This is a genomic window from Microbacterium sp. KU4F (genome assembly GCF_056868075.1).
Genome location: NZ_CP200324.1, coordinates 2,273,474 through 2,290,579, shown reverse-complemented (window position 1 = coordinate 2,290,579; position 17,106 = coordinate 2,273,474). Strand labels below are relative to the sequence as shown.

At 71.9% G+C, this 17,106-nt stretch carries 19 protein-coding genes; 8 read left to right on the top strand and 11 right to left on the bottom strand.

Annotation, left to right across the window (positions count from 1 at the left end; genetic code table 11):
• Positions 1-28: 28 nt before the first annotated feature.
• Positions 29-1,822, bottom strand: coding sequence for a glycoside hydrolase family 15 protein (locus AC1VNH_RS11695; RefSeq protein WP_483111537.1), 1,794 nt, complete (start codon positions 1,820-1,822; stop codon positions 29-31).
• 76 nt (positions 1,823-1,898) lie between these two features.
• Between AC1VNH_RS11695 and AC1VNH_RS11690 the strand changes: the two genes are divergently transcribed.
• The gene (locus tag AC1VNH_RS11690; protein ID WP_483111536.1) at positions 1,899-3,263 is read left to right on the top strand and encodes a glucose-6-phosphate dehydrogenase; all 1,365 of its coding nucleotides are present in this window, start codon (positions 1,899-1,901) and stop codon (positions 3,261-3,263) included.
• Between the two features lie 6 nt (positions 3,264-3,269).
• Here the strand turns inward: AC1VNH_RS11690 and AC1VNH_RS11685 are convergent, their stop codons facing one another.
• Together AC1VNH_RS11685 and rraA are read right to left on the bottom strand one after the other, a co-directional pair.
• Complete coding sequence (locus AC1VNH_RS11685) at positions 3,270-3,653, bottom strand: VOC family protein (RefSeq protein WP_483111535.1); 384 nt, start codon at positions 3,651-3,653, stop codon at positions 3,270-3,272.
• A 70-nt stretch (positions 3,654-3,723) separates the two neighbouring features.
• On the bottom strand, positions 3,724-4,191 hold the full coding sequence (gene rraA, locus AC1VNH_RS11680) for a ribonuclease E activity regulator RraA (protein WP_483111534.1): 468 nt from the start codon (positions 4,189-4,191) through the stop codon (positions 3,724-3,726).
• A gap of 164 nt (positions 4,192-4,355) precedes the next feature.
• Here rraA and AC1VNH_RS11675 point away from each other — a divergent pair, with 164 nt between their 5' ends.
• The 5 genes from AC1VNH_RS11675 to AC1VNH_RS11655 all read left to right on the top strand — a co-directional run bounded on the left by AC1VNH_RS11675 (position 4,356) and on the right by AC1VNH_RS11655 (position 8,722).
• Complete coding sequence (locus tag AC1VNH_RS11675; protein WP_243226427.1) at positions 4,356-4,937, top strand: nitroreductase family protein; 582 nt, start codon at positions 4,356-4,358, stop codon at positions 4,935-4,937.
• 314 nt (positions 4,938-5,251) lie between these two features.
• Positions 5,252-6,334 carry a type III polyketide synthase gene (locus tag AC1VNH_RS11670; protein WP_483111533.1) on the top strand — a complete coding sequence of 361 codons (1,083 nt, stop codon included), beginning with the start codon at positions 5,252-5,254 and terminating at the stop codon, positions 6,332-6,334.
• A complete protein-coding gene (locus AC1VNH_RS11665) occupies positions 6,331-7,023 on the top strand; it encodes a methyltransferase domain-containing protein (protein WP_483111532.1) in 693 nt (230 codons plus the stop codon). The genes AC1VNH_RS11670 and AC1VNH_RS11665 overlap by 4 nt, the downstream gene beginning before the upstream one ends.
• On the top strand, positions 7,016-8,146 hold the full coding sequence (locus tag AC1VNH_RS11660) for an FAD-dependent oxidoreductase (RefSeq protein ID WP_483111531.1): 1,131 nt from the start codon (positions 7,016-7,018) through the stop codon (positions 8,144-8,146). The genes AC1VNH_RS11665 and AC1VNH_RS11660 overlap by 8 nt, the downstream gene beginning before the upstream one ends.
• A 57-nt stretch (positions 8,147-8,203) precedes the next feature.
• A complete protein-coding gene (locus tag AC1VNH_RS11655; RefSeq protein WP_483112723.1) occupies positions 8,204-8,722 on the top strand; it encodes a hypothetical protein in 519 nt (172 codons plus the stop codon).
• Between the two features lie 6 nt (positions 8,723-8,728).
• Here AC1VNH_RS11655 and AC1VNH_RS11650 read toward each other — a convergent pair whose 3' ends face one another.
• The 6 genes from AC1VNH_RS11650 to AC1VNH_RS11625 form a co-directional block, all read right to left on the bottom strand.
• A complete protein-coding gene (locus tag AC1VNH_RS11650; RefSeq protein WP_483111530.1) occupies positions 8,729-9,574 on the bottom strand; it encodes a UbiA family prenyltransferase in 846 nt (281 codons plus the stop codon).
• A gap of 58 nt (positions 9,575-9,632) precedes the next feature.
• Entirely contained in the window at positions 9,633-9,998 is a 366-nt protein-coding gene (locus AC1VNH_RS11645; RefSeq protein WP_483111529.1) for a putative immunity protein, read from the bottom strand.
• Positions 9,988-10,167, bottom strand: coding sequence for a putative immunity protein (locus tag AC1VNH_RS11640; RefSeq protein ID WP_483111528.1), 180 nt, complete (start codon positions 10,165-10,167; stop codon positions 9,988-9,990). The genes AC1VNH_RS11645 and AC1VNH_RS11640 overlap by 11 nt, the downstream gene beginning before the upstream one ends.
• A 9-nt stretch (positions 10,168-10,176) precedes the next feature.
• On the bottom strand, positions 10,177-10,779 hold the full coding sequence (locus AC1VNH_RS11635; protein ID WP_483111527.1) for a class I SAM-dependent methyltransferase: 603 nt from the start codon (positions 10,777-10,779) through the stop codon (positions 10,177-10,179).
• Between the two features lie 75 nt (positions 10,780-10,854).
• On the bottom strand, positions 10,855-11,457 hold the full coding sequence (locus tag AC1VNH_RS11630; protein ID WP_483111526.1) for a response regulator: 603 nt from the start codon (positions 11,455-11,457) through the stop codon (positions 10,855-10,857).
• On the bottom strand, positions 11,454-12,626 hold the full coding sequence (locus AC1VNH_RS11625; protein ID WP_483111525.1) for a sensor histidine kinase: 1,173 nt from the start codon (positions 12,624-12,626) through the stop codon (positions 11,454-11,456). Before AC1VNH_RS11625 ends, AC1VNH_RS11630 begins: the two co-directional genes overlap by 4 nt.
• Positions 12,627-12,776: 150 nt before the next feature.
• On the opposite strand from AC1VNH_RS11625, the gene AC1VNH_RS11620 reads away from it, so the two are divergent.
• Entirely contained in the window at positions 12,777-13,283 is a 507-nt protein-coding gene (locus tag AC1VNH_RS11620; protein ID WP_483111524.1) for a small multidrug efflux protein, read from the top strand.
• 51 nt (positions 13,284-13,334) lie between these two features.
• Here AC1VNH_RS11620 and AC1VNH_RS11615 read toward each other — a convergent pair whose 3' ends face one another.
• Positions 13,335-15,542 carry an ATP-dependent Clp protease ATP-binding subunit gene (locus tag AC1VNH_RS11615; RefSeq protein ID WP_483111523.1) on the bottom strand — a complete coding sequence of 736 codons (2,208 nt, stop codon included), beginning with the start codon at positions 15,540-15,542 and terminating at the stop codon, positions 13,335-13,337.
• Positions 15,543-15,633: 91 nt separating this feature from the next.
• Here AC1VNH_RS11615 and AC1VNH_RS11610 point away from each other — a divergent pair, with 91 nt between their 5' ends.
• Positions 15,634-16,281 carry an ECF transporter S component gene (locus AC1VNH_RS11610; RefSeq protein WP_483111521.1) on the top strand — a complete coding sequence of 216 codons (648 nt, stop codon included), beginning with the start codon at positions 15,634-15,636 and terminating at the stop codon, positions 16,279-16,281.
• On the opposite strand, the gene AC1VNH_RS11605 is transcribed toward AC1VNH_RS11610, so the two are convergent.
• A complete protein-coding gene (locus tag AC1VNH_RS11605) occupies positions 16,233-16,910 on the bottom strand; it encodes a TetR/AcrR family transcriptional regulator (RefSeq protein WP_483111520.1) in 678 nt (225 codons plus the stop codon). The two genes, AC1VNH_RS11610 and AC1VNH_RS11605, sit on opposite strands and share 49 nt — an antisense overlap.
• Positions 16,911-17,106 lie beyond the last annotated feature (196 nt).

Below are 17,106 nucleotides of genomic sequence, written 5' to 3'. Positions count from 1 at the left end.
TCCATTGCACCGGGTTGAGAACGCGGCCTCAGGTGCGGTGGGCGGCGCGGCCGCCGTGCCCGCCCATCGCATCGGCCGCGCGCACCTGAGCGAGGTGCGACAGCGCCTGGGGCGTGTTGCCGATCTGGCGGCGGGCCGTGGGGTCGTACTCCTCGGAGAACAGTCCCAGATCGTTCGCGGTGGCGCAGGCGCGGTCCATCAGTGCCCGCGCGTCGTCGACGCGCCCCATCCGCGCGTACTGCTCCACAAGCCAGAACGTGCAGGCGATGAACGGATGCTCCCCGCCGGCCAGCCCATCCACGCCCGTCTGCGTGCGGTAGCGGTTGACGAGCCCGTCGGGCATCAGCTCCGCCTCGATGCGGGCGACCGTGGCGGCCATGCGCGGATCGTCCGGCTCGCAGAAGCCCACCTGCGGCAGCAGCAGGAGGGATGCGTCGACCTCGGTCGAGCCGTAGTGCTGCACGAACGCTCCGGATGCCGCATCCACACCGTGCGTGTCGATCTCGTCACGCAGCCGGTCGCGCAGCGCCTCCCACTTCTCGACGGGTCCCTGCTGCCCGTACGTGCGCACGGCCCGCACGCCGCGGTCGAAGGCGGCCCACATCATCGCGCGCGACTGCGTGAAGCGCTGAGGGTCACCACGCACCTCCCAGATGCCGTTGTCGGGCTCATCGATCCGAGCCTCGACGCCGTCCAGAAGGGCACGCTGCAGCGCCCAGGCCAGCGGATCGTCGGGCACCCCGGCGACCCGCGCCGCCTCGAGCGACACCATGACCTCGCCCACGACGTCGGCCTGGTACTGGTTCACCGCACCGTTTCCCACCCGCACCGGCGCCGATCCCTCGTAGCCGGGCAGGCTCGTCAACTGACGCTCCGGCAGGTCGCGCTCCCCCGCGACGCCGTACATGATCTGCATCTGGCGCGGGTCGCCCGCGATCGCACGGATGAGCCAGGACCGCCACTGCTCGGCGACCTCGAGGAACCCGTGCGCGACGAGCGCCTCGAGCGTGAGGGCCGCATCCCGCAGCCAGACGTAGCGGTAGTCCCAGTTGCGCTCTCCGCCGATCTGCTCGGGGAGTGAGGTGGTGACCGCCGCGACGATCCCGCCGGTGTCCTGGTGGCTGAGCGCCCGCAGGACGAGCAGGGAGCGCACGACCTCGTCGCGATGCGGTCCGTCGTGATCGATGGATGCGGCGAAGCCGGTCCACCAGGCGCGCGTGCGCTCGAGCGCCGCATCCACGTCCAGCGGTGCGGGCGTAGGCAGGTAGGACGGATTCCAGGTGGCCACGAGGTCGGCCGTCTCGCCCGCGGCGACGCTCACGCGCCCGCGGTGCGCGCGCCCGTGCGGGGTGAGTGCGACACCGCGGACGATGAGCGCGTCGGGGCCGGCGATCGCGTGGAGGGCGGGAGCCGCCGCATCCCCCACCTGACGCACCCAGGGGATCGCGCGCGCGTAATCGAAGCGGATGCGCAGATGCGTCGTGAGCTCGACGGTGCCGCTGATCCCGACGATGCGGCGCACGATGTCGACGCGTCCCCCGTCGATGGGCAGGAAGTCGTGCACCTCGGCGACGCCGCTCGCGCTCTCCCACCGGGTGACGAGCACGAAGGTGTCGCCGTCGTAGTGCCGGCTCGCGACGGCATCCGCATCCTCCGGTCGCAGATGCCACGCGCCCTGCTCGTTCTCGCCGAGGATCGCGCCGAAGACGGATGCGGAGTCGAACCGCGGTGCGCAGAACCAGTCGATGCTGCCCTCGCGCGAGACCAGGGCAGCGGTGCGGCAGTCGCTGAGGACGGCGTAGTCCTCGATCGGGACGCTCATGCTCCGATCATGCCGCGTCGTCAAGCCTTCGCCGCGTCCGGCGCGGCAACTCATAGCGGGGACTAACGTGGCCTGCGTGACCGACACCACGCTCGTCATCTTCGGCGCGACCGGCGACCTGACGTCCCGGCTGCTGCTTCCCGCGCTCGCTCAGCTGCTGGATCGAGAGCCCGGTCGCACCGTGCACCTGCTCGGCGCTGCCCGACGCGAACTCAGCGACACGCAGTGGCGGGACCTGCTGAAGGCGGGGGTCGGCGACGGGCACGGGGAGGCGGTGGACCGTCTCGTCGCGGACGCGCGCTACATCGTCGCCGATCCGACCGACGCGAAAGACCTGAAGAGCGTGCTGGATGCGGTCGAGGGTCGCCCGGTGTTCTACTTCGCCGTCCCGCCGCAGGTCGCAAAGGCCGCGTGCGAGCAGCTCGCGGGAATGGACGTCCCCGAGGGGCTCACTCTCGCTCTCGAAAAGCCCTTCGGCACGGATGAGGCGAGCGCCCGATCGTTGAACGAGACCCTGCGCCGCGTGGTGCCCGAGAACCAGATCTTCCGCGTCGATCACTTCCTCGGCCGCTCCACCGTGCTCAACGTGCTGGGCCTGCGCTTCGCCAACCGGCTGTTCGAGCCGGCGTGGTCTGCCGAGGACGTCGAGTCCGTCGTCATCCGGTTCGACGAGACGCTGGGGCTCGAGGACCGCGCGGGCTACTACGACCAGGCGGGTGCCCTGATCGACATGATCCAGAGCCACCTGCTGCAGGTGATGGCGATCGTGGCGATGGAGCCGCCGGCGACGCTGCACGAGACCGATCTGCGCGACGCGACCGCGGCCGTGCTCCGGGCGACATCGCTGTGGGAGGACAACGCCGTGCGCTCCGCCCGCCGCGCCCGCTACACGGCCGGCACCGTCGGCGACGAGGAGCTGCCCGCCTACGCCGAGGAGCAGGGCGTCGACCCCTCCCGCCAGACCGAGACGCTCGCGGAGGTGACCCTCGAGGTGCGTACGGCGCGGTGGGAGGGCGTTCCCTTCACCCTTCGCTCGGGCAAGGCGCTCGGGCGCAAGGACACCGAGATCGTGCTCACGTTCCGACCGGTGCGCCATCTGCCGGCGGGCTTCACCGGAGGCGCGCCCGGTTCCACCCTGCGGTTCTCGCTCGGTCCCGACAAGATCTCGCTCGGGCTGAACGTCAACGGCAACGAGGAACCGTTCTCGCTCGTGCGGGAGGACGTGGAGGTGACCCTCGGCGACGGCGCACTCCTCGCCTACAGCGAGGTGCTCTCCAGCATCCTCGACCAGGATGCTGCCCTCGCCGTGCGCGGCGACGCGGCCGAGCAGTGCTGGCGCATCGTGCAGCCGGTGCTGGACGCGTGGCGACGCGGCGAGACCCCGCTGGACGAGTACCCGGCCGGATCGACCGGGCCTGCCGCCTGGCCGCAGCTGCCCTGAGCCGCGTCAGGTCTGCAGCACCGCCAGCACGTTGCCGGCGGGGTCGGTGAACCACGCGATGTCGGGGCCGTACCCGCCGCCGCGCATGATGCCGCGCTCGTCGGTGGCGAACTGCTCGTCGGCGTAGATCTTCGTCTCCACCCCTCGGGCACGGAGGTCGTCGACGGCATCATCGATGTCGGCGACGGGGAAGTTGAGCACGGTGTAGCTCGCGGGCTCGTGGTTCGGTTTCGTGTACAGCAGCACACGCGCCCCCGACGAGAGCTCGAGCTCCAGGAAGCCCATGGGGTTGTCGACGACCGTGAGGCCGAGCACGTCTGCGTAGAACGTGCGGGCCGCATCCGTGTCGTCGATGCTGAAACCGCTGAACGCGGCATCCGGTGTGAACATCGTGATCCCCCTCGATCGTCACGCCCCAGCTTGCTCCCGCGGCGCACGCGTGTCGAGGGCGGATGCGGGCTCAGCGCTCGACGAGCACGCCGTCCTCGTCGGCCCAGACGTGACGGCCGGGGGCGAAGACGACGCCCGCGATCTCCACCGGCACATCGACCTCGCCGACGCCGTCCTTCGCGCTCTTGCGGGGGTTCGTGCCGAGGGCCTTCACTCCCAGCGGGAGAGTCGCGAGCACGGCCGCATCCCGGACCGCGCCGAACACGATGATGCCGGCCCAGCCGTTCTCGACCGCAGCGCCGGCGATGATGTCGCCCACCAGCGCGGATTCGAGCGACCCGCCGCCGTCGACGACGAGCACGGCACCGTCTCCCGGCGTCTGCAGCACCGACTTCACGAGGGCGTTGTCGCGGTAGCAGCGCACCGTCCGGACGGGACCGTCGAACGCCCGCTTTCCGCCCAGGTCGCGCAGCTGCAGCGCGAGGGAGTCGAGCTGCTCACCCCGCTCGTCGTACACATCGGCCGTCGCGATCACCATGCGTCCACGGTAGGACGCCGGATGCCGCGGGTGCGTGGTCAGCGCCGTGAAGTTCTTTCCACATTCACACCCGGCTCGGATCCGGGAACATTCCGCCTCTGTATACCGTTGCATGGATCGGGCCGATGACGTCCCCCCGCATATTCGACCCCGAGGAGATCCTCATGTCTGACACTCTCGACCGCACCGCCCCCACGGACGCGCCCATTCTGGATGTGCTCTCGCAGCGCTGGAGCACCCGCGCCTACGACAGCGTGACCCCGATCGACGAGGACGCCCTGCGCGGCGCACTCGAGGCCGCCCGCTGGTCGCCCTCCGCGTACAACAACCAGCCCTGGCGCTTCATCGTGGCCCGCCGCGGCACCGAGACCCACGCGAAGGTCGTCGCGAGCATGGTGGAGTTCAACCAGGCGTGGGCCGCCCCCGCCGGCGCGCTCGTCGTCTTCATCGCCGAGACCTCGCGCGGCGAGCACCAGTTCCCCTCCGCGTTCTACGACCTCGGCCAGGCCGCCGCGCACTTCACCGTGCAGGCTCACGCCAACGGCCTGTACACCCACCAGCTCACCGGCTTCGACGCGGCCGCGGTCTCCGAGGCCTTCGATCTCGCCCCCGAGTTCACGCCCTTCTCGATCATGGCCGTCGGCAACCACGGCACCATCGAGGACGCCCCCGAGTTCGCCCGTGACGGCGAGCGCGCCCCCCGCGTCCGTCGCCCCATCGAGGAGTCGGTCGTCGTCAACGACTGACCCCTTCGGCCCGCCGGTCCGGTCCTTCCGGACCCATGCGCGTGACCCTTCCGGGGCCCGGGCTCCTTTGCTCGCCTGTCACAGATCGACGCTCCACGCTCGATCTCTGACAGGGGAACGACGCCACCCCTCGCTCGCCTGTCACAGATCGACGCTCCGCGCTCGATCTGTGACAGGCGAGCTGCGGTTTCAGCGCACGACAGCCGCGACGGGCGAGTGCGGGAGGGGGCGTTTCGGGGCGCGGCACTCTAGACGCCGCCACATCCCGGCACCAGCCTGCGCCACCTCGACACCGGACGTGCCTATCGTGAGGCATGGTCCCGAGCATCGTCGGGGTGGGCACGGCCGTGCCCGATACCCGGCTCACCCAGTCGCAGATCCGCGACCTCTTCCTCGTACAGCCGGGTCTCGACCGCCGCGCGCAACGGATCCTCGGGGCCGCCTTCGACGCCGCGGCCATCGACACGCGCCACACCGTGCTGGCGTCCCTCACCGGCGACGCCCCGCCGGAAGCACTCGTGGTGCGCGAGGGCGACCGGATCCTGGACCCCGGCACCGCCGCGCGCAATGCCGAGTTCCGCCGACTCGCACCCGACCTCTTCGCGCGGGCCAGCAGAGCCGCCCTGACCGATGCCGGGGTCGCGCCCGGCGAGGTGACGCACGTCATCACCGTCAGCTGCACCGGGCTGTTCGCTCCCGGCCCGGACATGCTGCTCGTGCGCGATCTGGGGCTGCCTCCGGAGACCGAGCGCTACCACCACGGCTTCGTCGGCTGCGCGGCGGCCGTGCCGGCGCTGCGCGCGGCGCACCGCATCGCCGTCGCGCAGCCGGGCGCCGTGGTTCTCGTGGTCTGCGCGGAGCTGTGCTCCCTGCATCTGCGCGTCAGCGACGACCCGGAGCAGATCGTCGCCGCGTCCCTCTTCGCCGACGGGGCGGCGGCAGCCGTCGTGACCTCGCGGGAGCACGCGGGGCGACGCTTCGAGCTGGACGAGTTCCGCACGGCGCTCAGCGACGACGGCGAGCACGACATGGTCTGGACCGTCGGCGACCACGGCTTCGAGATGACGCTGACTGCCGAGGTGCCCCGCATCGTGGGGCGCGAGGTCGCCGGGGCGGTCGCCTACCTCGACGGCGCCACAGCCTGGGCGATCCACCCGGGCGGGCGCAGCGTGCTGGATCGGGTGGCCAGCGGACTCGGACTCACCGAGGAGCAGATGGCCCCGTCCCGCGAGGTGCTGCGCGCGTTCGGCAACATGTCCAGCGCGACCGTGCTGTTCATCCTCGACCGGATGCGGCGTGATCCCGCCCTCGCCGACGGCACCACCCTGGGACTGTTGGCTTTCGGGCCCGGCCTCACCGTCGAGTCCGGGCGTCTGCTCGTGCGAGGCGACGCGTGAACCTCGCGGAGCGCGACGCGTCGCTGCGCGAACTGATGGACGATCCGGACTGCGACCCGCGGCTGCTCGCGGCCACGTATCGCCGCTTCGGTCTCGTGAACCGGCTGGTCGCCGGGTGGGCCGGCGTCTACCGGCGCACGCTCCGTCCATACCTGGCCGGCCTCGAACACCCGGCACGCGTGCTGGATGTGGGATGCGGCGGCGGGGACGTGGCGGCGCACCTGGCCGCGCTCGCACGCGCCGACGGACTGCGGGTGCAGTGGATCGGCGCCGATCCCGACCCGCGCGCCATCGAGGCCGCGGCGGCACGCACCGCATCCGATGTGTCCTTCGTCTGCACCGACTCCGGTGCCCTGCGCGAGAACGGGGAGCGCTTCGACGCGGTGATCTCGAACCACGTTCTGCACCACCTGGATGCGGCGCAGCTCGCCGCGTTCATCGACGATTCCGCCGCGCTGTCGACCGGCCTCGTCCTGCACGGCGACATCGAGCGGGGGCGCCTGGCGTACGCGCTCTACGGCGCCGGCATCCTGCCTCTTGCCCCCGGCACTTTCCTGCGCACCGACGGGCTCCGCTCCATCCGACGCAGCTATCGGGCCGCCGAACTCGCGGCGCGCCTCCCCGAGGGATGGCGCGTGGAGCGCCCCGCCCGCTTCCGGGTGCTGGCCGTCAGGGACGCGCATGCCTGAGGTCATCGTCGTCGGCGCGGGTCCGGTCGGGCTGCTGCTCACGGCGGAGCTGCGCCGACACGGCGTGGATGTCACCACGCTTGAGAAGCGTCCCGGCCCCGGCGACGGCACGCGGGCGATCGGCATCCATCCGCCGACGCTCGCAGCCCTCGAGGCCTCCGGCGCGACGGCGCGGCTGCTCGAGGACGCCGTGCGCGTCGAGCGGGGTGAAGCACGCGCCGGGGGCCGGCTGCTGGGCGCGGTCGACTTCCGCCGCTTGTCCGCCCGCTTCCCCTTCGTCGCGACACTGCCCCAGCGCGTGACCGAGGGCGTGCTGGCCGATCTTGCCGGGCCCGTCGAGCGCGGGATCACGGTGACGGGTGTCCGGGGCGACGGCGACCGGATGCGGGTACGCACGTCCGAGGGGCGCGAGCTGAGCGCGCCGCTCGTCATCGTGGCCGGCGGCTGGGGCGGCCGGTCGCTCGCGTACCGCTCCGCCGCGCTGCGGGTGCACGAGTACCGCGACCGCTATCTCATGACCGACACGGCGCTCACCGCGTCCGACCCGGTGGCGGTGATCCGACTCGACGCCGCCGGTGTCATGGAGTCCTTCCCGCTCCCCGGTTCCGCCCGCCGCTTCGTGCTGCACGACGCGGCGGGCGGCCCGGACGAGCCCGACGCCCGACATGAACGGATACGGCGCGCCCTGCGCGAGCGCGGCGAGGAGGAGGCCGCCGATCGGATGGAGGTCGTCACCGCCTTCCGGGTACGGCGCCTCCTCGCCCCGCGCCTGCGGCGCGGCGGTCTCGTCGTCGTGGGTGACGCGGCGCACGAGGTGAGCCCGATCGGCGGGCAGGGCATGAACCTGGGGCTGCTGGATGCGGCGACGCTGGCCCCGATCGTCGCCGAGGGGATCCGGACCGGCGCTCCCGCCTCCGCCGATCTCGATCGCTGGGAGCGGCGCCGCGTGCGTTCCGCGCGGATCGCGGCCGCGATGGCGAGCGTGAACACCGCGCTCGGCCGTCCGGCCGGTGCGGCGGTTCACCGCGTCCGCATCGGGGCGCTCGGGATGCTGCTGCACAGCCCGGTCGGGATTGCGCTCACCCGCGCCTATGCGATGGGCTTCGACGCCGATGCCCGCTGAGGTTGCCCACAGGCGCCCGCGTCGCGCCGACCGATCTGACAGCATTCATCCGTGAGCATGCGACGGTTCGGACTCCTCGGCACGATGACCCTGGTTGCGGCGGCACTCGCGCTGACGGCGTGCACCGCCGCGGGAAACACCCCGTCCGAGCCGGCCGGGTCGTCCAGCGCGGCTTCGGCTGAAGCGCCGCCCACGACGCCCGCTCCCACCGCATCCGACGACGCCGCCGACGGCCCCGTCGAGAGTTTCCGCGCCTGGTTCGAAGCCACCCGGACACCCGACCCCGCCGCCGCGTGCGCGGCGCTCTCTCCCGCTCTGGCGGAGCGGATGCTCGCCGAGCTCAATCAGAACGGTCTCGCCCTCACCACCTGCGAGGAGATGATCCAGACGACCTCCGAGCTCTACCGCGCCACGGGGCAGAGCGCCGACGTCGACGTGCAGGTGCAGTCGGAGACGGCCACCGATGCCACCCTGTTCGTCACGTATGGGGCGTCGGGCGATTGCGGCACTGTCGTCATGCACCGCGACGCGTCGTCGTGGATCATCACGGACGAATCGCGGGAGTGCGCGAGGTAGAACCGTTCAGGCGGTGAGCGATCCGCCCGTCGCCACGAGCTGGACGGCGAGCAGGAGCGCCGCGCCCATCACGAGACGGAACACGATGCGTCCGGGGCGGCGCGCCCATGCGCATCCCACGGCGACGACCGCCACGCCGACGACAGCGGTGAAGAAGAGCCACGAGACGATCGGCGCCGCATCCCTCGCGGGACCCAGCCGCACCGCCACCGCGCCGCCGATGATCCCGACCCCCGCCAGCGCACCCGACCAGCGCGCTCCGATCCGGTGCGGAAGGCCACGGATGCCGGTGCGCTGATCGTCGTCAAGATCCGGCAGGACGTTGGCCAGGTGAACCGCGGCCCCCAACGATGCGCCGGCAGCGCTCGCCCACGGCGCCGCCAGCGCGGGCGCCGCGGCCGACAGCGTGGCCAGCGACGGCAGGAGCCCGAAGCTCACGAGGAACGGCACGATCGAGAACGGCGTCGCCTTCAACGGCGCGTTGTACGACCACGCAGAGGCGATCGTCAGCGCCTGGGCGGCGACCAGGCCCCATCCGAGCGGAGCCGACAGCAGCAGCGCGCAGGCGACGGATGCGGCGGCCACCGTCCACGCGGTACGGAGGCCGACCTCGCCGCGAGCGAGCGGCTTGTCGGTGCGGCCCACGGCCCGATCGCGGCCGGCGTCGATCGCATCGTTCGACAGGCCGATCGACACCTGACCGGCGAAGACCGCGGCCGTCAGCAGCGCGATGCGCCAGGGCGCGAGCCCGGCCGAGACGCCGAGCGCCAGGGTGAGCACCGTCACGACCAGCGCCGGCCCCGGGTGCGTCGAGGCCCAGAGCGCGCGCACGGTCGCCAGGGCTCGGGTCATGCTCCGACCGTAAGCGGCCGCACCCGTGTTGGCTCGCGGGTTGACGGCGACGCGCCGCTCAGCCGGCCGCAGCGAGCTGCGCCTGGATGCGGGTGATCGCCTCGCCCAGACGGCCCCGCGCGAGCAGGCCCCCGGCGACCAGCGGTCCCGATGCGTCGCGACCGACCGGCGGCAGCAGGCGCAGCGCCGCGCGCGTGTTCGGGGTGAGAAGAGCGAGCTGCCCGTCGATCTCGGCGTCGAACGAACCGGGCGTCGCCGCATCCGCCGCCACGGCGGCATAGGCCGCAGCACCCAGCGCGTGCGCGCCCATGTGCGCGACGCCGGCCGCCTGTGCCGCGGAGCGGGCGGCCGCGACAGCCGGGGCTCCGGTCACCGCGTGCGCGGCTCGGCCGGCGACGAACCGTCGCTTGATTTCACCCGCCACGTCCAGCTTCTCCGCGCGCGTACGCCCGCGCTCGGGCGATGGCGTCGCGAGGCCGGTCGTCGCCGGGAGCCTCCGCCTCGAACAGCGCGAGCACGCGCTCGGCGCACTCCGCCGCCCAGGCCGCGACCAGGCGACGGTCGGCGTCGTCGAGCGCCTGCGGGGATGACATCTCTCCTGTCTACACCGCATCCGGCCGTCGGCACACGATCGCACCGACCGGACGTTCACCCCGGGCCGCGCGCCGGTGCGTCTCGACGATCTCGAACCCCGCACCCACCAGGCGCCGTTCCAGTTCCGCGGCTGGCCAGCGCCACGCGCCGACGACCGCGTGATCGAACGGCTCCACCGCATCCGCATCGAAGAATCCGATCAGGAGAGTGCCGCCCGGGCGCAGCACCCGCGCGAACTCCGCGAACGGCACGTCGATCGCCGTCGGCGCGTGGTGGATCGTCGAGAACCAGGCCAGGACGCCGCCCAGCCCCGCGTCCGGCTCGTCGATCGCGTCGATGGTGCCGACATCGAACCGGACGCCGGGGTGATTCGCTCGGGCCGTCTCGACGAACTCCGACGTCAGGTCGATGCCCCGCACATCGAGGCCGCGCCGGGCGAGGTGCGCGCTCCAGTGGCCGGGCCCGCATCCCGCATCCAGGATCCGGCCGTGGACGCCGTCGGCCCACGTCTCGACCAGCTGACGGTCGGAGGGGTGCACCGCGGCCATCGTTCCCAGTGCCTGCGTGTATTCGGCGGCTCGCCGGTCGTACGCCGCGGCCACATCCGTCACCCGTCGAGCGTATCCGCCGCCCCCCGTCACCCCGCGAGCGCAGCGAGACGAAACGACCCACCGTCCCCCATCACCTCAGATCCAGCCGCGCTCCTGCGCGCGCAGCAGCGCCTGCTGCCGCGTCTCGAGGTGCAGCTTGCCGAGGATCGACGAGACGTGATTGCGCACAGTGCCCGGCGACAGATGCAGGGTGCGGGCGATCGTGGCGATGGTCTGCCCCTCGGCACCTGCCCGCAACACGTCGAGCTCCCGATCGGTGAGGGGGCTCCGCTCGTCGGCGAGCGCATCGGCGGCGATCTCGGGATCGACGTACCGGCGTCCCGCGGCGACCTGACGGATGACGTCGGCGACGTCCTGCGCCGGCCGGGACTTCGGCAGGAACCCGTCGACACCCGCCTGCAGTGCGCGCCGGAGCACGCCCGGCCGCGCGTGCCGCGTCACCGCGACGACGCGCGAGCGCGTCTGCTTACGCACCCTCGCCGCGGCATCGATGCCGTCCAGACCCGGCATCTCGACGTCGAAGAGGCAGACGTCCGGATGCAGGCGCAGCGCCGCCGCCACCGCCTGCTCGCCGTCGACGCACTCGCCGACCACCTCGATATCCGGCTCCAACCGCAACAGCGCGGCGAGCGCCGTGCGAATCATGTCCTCGTCGTCGGCGATGAGCACCCGGATCATGCGCTCACCCCCGTCGGCACGCGCGCATCCAGGACGAACACATCGTGGTCGAGCTCGGTCACGAGCGATCCGCCGGCCTCGGCCAGACGCGCCGTCATGCCGTCGATCCCCGCCCCCTCCCCGGCAGCCGCACCGCCGCGGTCGTTCTCGGCCCGGTACCGCCAGCCGCCGGCGTCCCGCTCCAGTGAGAGCCGGGCGAAGCGGCCGCCGCCGTGCTTGAGGATGTTGGTCGTGCTCTCCCGCACGACCGGCCCGAGCGCGTCGCTCGGCGCGCCGGCCGCATCCGGGCTCACGGCGAGCTCGACGCTGAGCCCCGCCGCGCGCAGGAGGTCGGCGGCGTTGGCCAGCTCGTCCGGAAGCGGAACGCCGCGGAAACGTGCGGCGAGCGCTCTCGTACCGACGCGCGCCTCGTCGACCTCGCGGCGCGCGGCGCGGATGTGCTCGAGAGCGGCGGGCGGATCCGCGCTCAGGCGCTCGGCGAGCTCCAGCTGCAGCGCGACGACCTGCAGATGGTGGCCCTGCAGGTCGTGCACATCGCTCGCCAGGCGCAGCCGTTCCTGGGTCGCCGCGAGGTTCGCCTCGGTGAGCCGGGCGCGGTCGAGCTCGCGCACGATGTCCCACCACCAGAGCATGCTGACGACGGTGATCGGCAACGCCACCGGGAACATGAAGAGCACGAAGATCGGGCCGTAGACGAGGGTCGCCTCGCCCTCCACCGCCCGCAGGTACTCGATCACCGCGATCACGGCGAGCACGACGGTCACGAGGCCCGTGACACGGGCGCGCACGCCGCGCGGCCAGGGCAGGGTGCACACGAGCGCTCCCACCAGCGCCAGCGGCAGCGTGATGCTGCCGGTCACGAGCCCGATCGCGATGGCCGCCGCGCCGCCGAGGGCGAAGGCGGCGAGGCGCAGCCCGCGGCGGCTCCCTGCCGCATCCGCTCGGAAGTAATCCAGGCCCGTCATGACGAACGCCACGAGCCACGCGACGGATGCGGCCGCGAACGCGATCAGCTCAGAGGCGGGCTCGGTGACCCAGGTCGGGATGGCCCAGACCGTGAGCGTGCCGACGGCGAAGAACACGGCGGAGGAGAACGTGTACCACCACGTCGCGCGCACGCCGCGGCCGACGGCGGGCTCGGCGGCGGCCAGGGGTGATGAAGCACTCACGCCGACCAGGCTACGGGCATGACAAAAGTCACGGCCGGCCCGCCTTTTCCTCCTCGGCGGACGTGACGCGGCGGCACTGCCGACGAAGGGCGCCGCCGGGTGGGATGGAGGTGTTCCCCCGACCGCGCATCCCACCACGACGGAGCCGACATGCACGATCTCATCGCAGGATTCCAGAACCTCATCGCCACCGTCCCCGAGCTGGTGCAGCCGCTCATCGTCGCACTCGCGGGCGCCGTCCCGTTCGTCGAGGGCGAGGGTGCGACCGTCATCGGCATCGTCGGCGGCATCCACCCGATCGTCGCCGCCGTCGCCGCCGCTGTCGGCAACTTCGTCTGCGTCGCGATCGTGGTGCTGGTGGGGGCGGGCGTCCGGTCGGCCGTGACCTCCGGCCGCGTCGCCACCGCCGGCGGCCAGGTGGCAGAGACCTCGCCTCGTCGCGAGAAGTTCCAGCGTGCCTTCGTTCGCTACGGCGTGCCGGGAGTGAGCCTGCTCGGTCCGCTGCTGCTTCCGACGCAGCTCACGTCCGCGATGCTCGCCGGCGCCGGCGTCGCCAAGGGGCGGATCCTCGTGTGGCAGGCCATCGCCATCACGATGTGGACCACGATCGCGACCCTCATCGTCACCGGCGTCTGGGCCTTCGCCGGCATCCTCTGAGCACGAAAGAGGCCCCGCATCCGTCGGGATGCGGGGCCTCTTTCGTGTCGATCAGTCGTCCAGCAGCTCGGCCTCGATGACGTCGTCATCGTCCGGAGCGGACTCGGATGCGGCCGCGCCGGTGCTCGTCAGCACGAGCTGCGAGCCGTCGGCGGCGACATCCACCCGCACGACGTCGCCGTCGTGCACGCCGCCCGAGAGGATCGCCATCGCGAGGCGGTCCTGGATCTCGGACTGGATGAGCCGGCGCAGCGGCCGGGCACCGAACACCGGGTCGTAGCCGCGCTCGGCGAGCCAGGCTCGGGCGTCCGGGGTGACGGCGAGCGTGAGGCGGCGGTCCTTCAGTCGGCGCTGCAGCGCATCCACCGACAGCTCCACGATCTGCGCGAGGTCGTCCTGGCTCAGCGCCTGGAACATCACGATGTCGTCGAGACGGTTGAGGAACTCGGGCCGGAACGCCTGCCGCAGCAGCACCTGCACCTGCTCGCGCTTCTGCTCGAGCGTCAGCATCGGGTCGATGAGGATCGGCGAGCCGAGGTTCGAGGTGAGGATCAGGATGACGTTGCGGAAGTCGACCGTGCGCCCCTGCCCGTCGGTCAGGCGTCCGTCGTCCATGACCTGCAGCAGCACGTCGAAGACCTCCGGATGCGCCTTCTCGACCTCGTCCAGCAGCACGACCGAGTAGGGACGACGACGCACGGCCTCGGTCAGCTGACCGCCCTGCTCGTAGCCGATGTACCCGGGAGGAGCACCGACCAGGCGCGAGACGGAGTGCTTCTCGCCGTACTCGGACATGTCGATGCGCACCATCGCGTGCTCGTCGTCGAACAGGAACTCCGCCAGAGCCTTCGCGAGCTCGGTCTTGCCGACACCGGTGGGCCCGAGGAACAGGAACGAGCCCGTGGGCCGGTTCGGGTCGCTGATGCCCGCGCGCGAGCGGCGCACCGCATCCGAGACCGCCTTGACGGCCTCCTTCTGACCGATCAGACGCTTGCCGAGCTCCGCTTCCAGACGCACGAGCTTCTCGCTCTCGCCCTGCAGCAGACGCCCGACCGGGATGCCGGTCCACGCCGCGATCACCGAGGCGATGTCCTCATCGGTGACCTGGTCGTTGACCATCCGGTCCCCGGTCGACTCCGCCTGCTCGGCGACGCCGAGCTCGCGCTCGAGCGCCGGGATCTCGGCGTACAGCAGCCGCGACGCACGCTCGAGGTTTCCCTCACGCTGCGCACGCTCGGCGTCGATGCGGGCCGCATCCAGTCGGGTCTTGAGTTCACCGACGCGGTTGAGCGAGGCACGCTCGTGCTCCCACCGGGCCTGCAGCTCGCCGAGGCGCTCCTGCTCGACGCGGAGGTCCTCCCGGAGCTTCTCGAGGCGCTCCTTCGAGGCCGCGTCCTTCTCCTTCTTGAGAGCCAGCTCCTCCAGCTTCAGGCGGTCGACGTGACGACGCAGCTCGTCGATCTCCAGCGGCGCGGAGTCGATCTCCATGCGCAGGCGCGACGCGGCCTCGTCGATCAGGTCGATCGCCTTGTCGGGCAGCTGCCGCGACGGGATGTACCGGTTCGACAGCGCGGCCGCAGCGACGAGGGCGCCGTCGGCGATCGCGACCTTGTGGTGGGCCTCGTAGCGCTCCTTCAGTCCGCGCAGGATCGCGACGGTGTCCTCGACCGTGGGCTCGCCCACGTACACCTGCTGGAAGCGACGCTCGAGGGCCGCATCCTTCTCGATGAACTCGCGGTACTCGTCGAGCGTCGTCGCGCCGATCAGACGCAGCTCGCCGCGAGCGAGCATGGGCTTGAGCATGTTGGATGCGGCGACCGAGCCCTCGCCGCCGCCGGCCCCCATGAGCACGTGCAGCTCGTCGATGAAGGTGATGATGCGGCCGTCGGACTCGGTGATCTCCTTGAGCACGCTCTTGAGGCGCTCCTCGAACTGGCCGCGGTACATGGCACCGGCGACGAGCGCCGAGATGTCGAGGGAGACGAGCTCCTTGTTCTTGAGGCTCTCGGCGACGTCGCCCGCGACGATGCGCTGAGCGAGCCCCTCGACCACGGCGGTCTTTCCGACGCCGGGCTCGCCGATGAGGACGGGGTTGTTCTTGGTGCGCCGGGTCAGCACCTGGCTGACGCGGCGGATCTCGCTGTCACGTCCGATGACGGGGTCGAGCTTGCCCTGACGGGCGCGCTCGGTGAGGTTGATGCCGAACTGCTCGAGGGCGCTCTGCGACTCCTCCTGTCCGGGCTGTTGCGTGGCGTTCATGTGTTCTCCTGAAATCTCCGGAAACTCAAACTTGAGTCTCACGGGCTCAAGTTTATCACCGAGGATCTCCGGACACCAGAGGGCACCGCAGTTGAGCGTTCGTCACGAAGCCGCCCCGGCGGTCGACGCAGCGACTACGGTGCTGCGGGTGATCCGCCGAGCCTCGCGCACGCCCCTGACGACCCGCATGCTCCTCAGCTGCGCCGCGATCGGTGCGGCCAGCGCCGTCCTCCTGACGGTCGCGAACCTCACCGCCAAGCTCCTGATCCCGGTCTTCCCGCCGTCGGCGTACATCCTCGCCGGACTCTGGGCGGTCCCTGCGACACTCGCGCTGGCCCTGCTGCGCCGCCCCGGTGTCGGCGTACTCACGGGTCTCATCGCAGGCCTGACGATGACGCCGTTCAGCCCGCAGGGCGCATCCGTCATCCTCGCGACCCTCTGGTGGGCCGCAGCCTGTGAGCTGCCGTTCCTCGTGACGAGCTACCGCCGCTGGACGCTCCTTCTGCACGTGTGCGGCGGCATCGTGGCGGGACTCGCGAGCATCGCGGTGTCGTACGCGACGGGCGTGCTGACGCCCATGCCGGTCGCCGCGCAGCTGCTCACGGTCACCCTCTCCCTCGCCGCGCCGGCGGTCGCAACCATCGGCGGCGTGGCACTGGCGGGGCGCCTGCGGCGCAGCGGCGTGGGCAGTCAGTCCGCGAGCGGGGCCGCATCCAGCCGCGCCGAGACATCCTCCTGAGCGAAGGCGGCCGCTGCCTCCCGCATCCCGAGTCGCACGGCCAGGTGCAGCGTCTCCGGGTCACCCGCTGCGGCCCGCTGGAATGCCGCGAGCACCAGGGCGTCGACCACCACGAACGCGCGCCCGAGGGCCGCGCGCGCGTGCGGCGTGAGCGTCACCGCATCCTGACGCTCGAGCACCGCGACGACGTCGTCGAGGATCGTGAGGTCGGCGGGCGCGTCCCGCGCCGGAATGTCCACGAGCAGCCATCCGGCGGTGCGGATCGCCCGGAACGACGGGATGGTGCGGTACGCCGTGAGAAGCGCCCGCACGAGCGCGTGGAACACGCTCTGCCAATCGGGATGCGGCTGCGCGAGCGCCGTCGCGATGAGACGCCGCAGCAGCTGGAAGTTGCGTTCGCCGAGCGCGACGATGACGGCCCTCGCGTCCGGGAAGTAGCGGTAGACGGTGCCGACGGAGGTGTGCGCCTCCTCGGCGACGAGGGCGGGCGTGAGCTCGATCGAGCCCACCCGGTCGACGACGGATGCGGCGGCGCGCAGCAGGCCCTCCACCCGCTCGTTCGAACGCTCCTGCACGGGAAGTCGGCGCAGGCGGGTGACCGGCGTCGGCCGGCTCAGACTGTGGGGCATACGGGTCTCCTCCCCTCGCCGCGGTGGTGCGCGATCACGACGATGGGCGATCCCATCCGCCTTCGATGCTCGCGCCCCGACACCGCGGACGTCAATCCTGCGGCGCCGGAGGTGACGATCGCTCAGCGATGCATCCCCGGTCCGGCGACGGGGCCGTACTCTCACGTCGGCCCGCTACCCGTCGGGCGTACCCGCA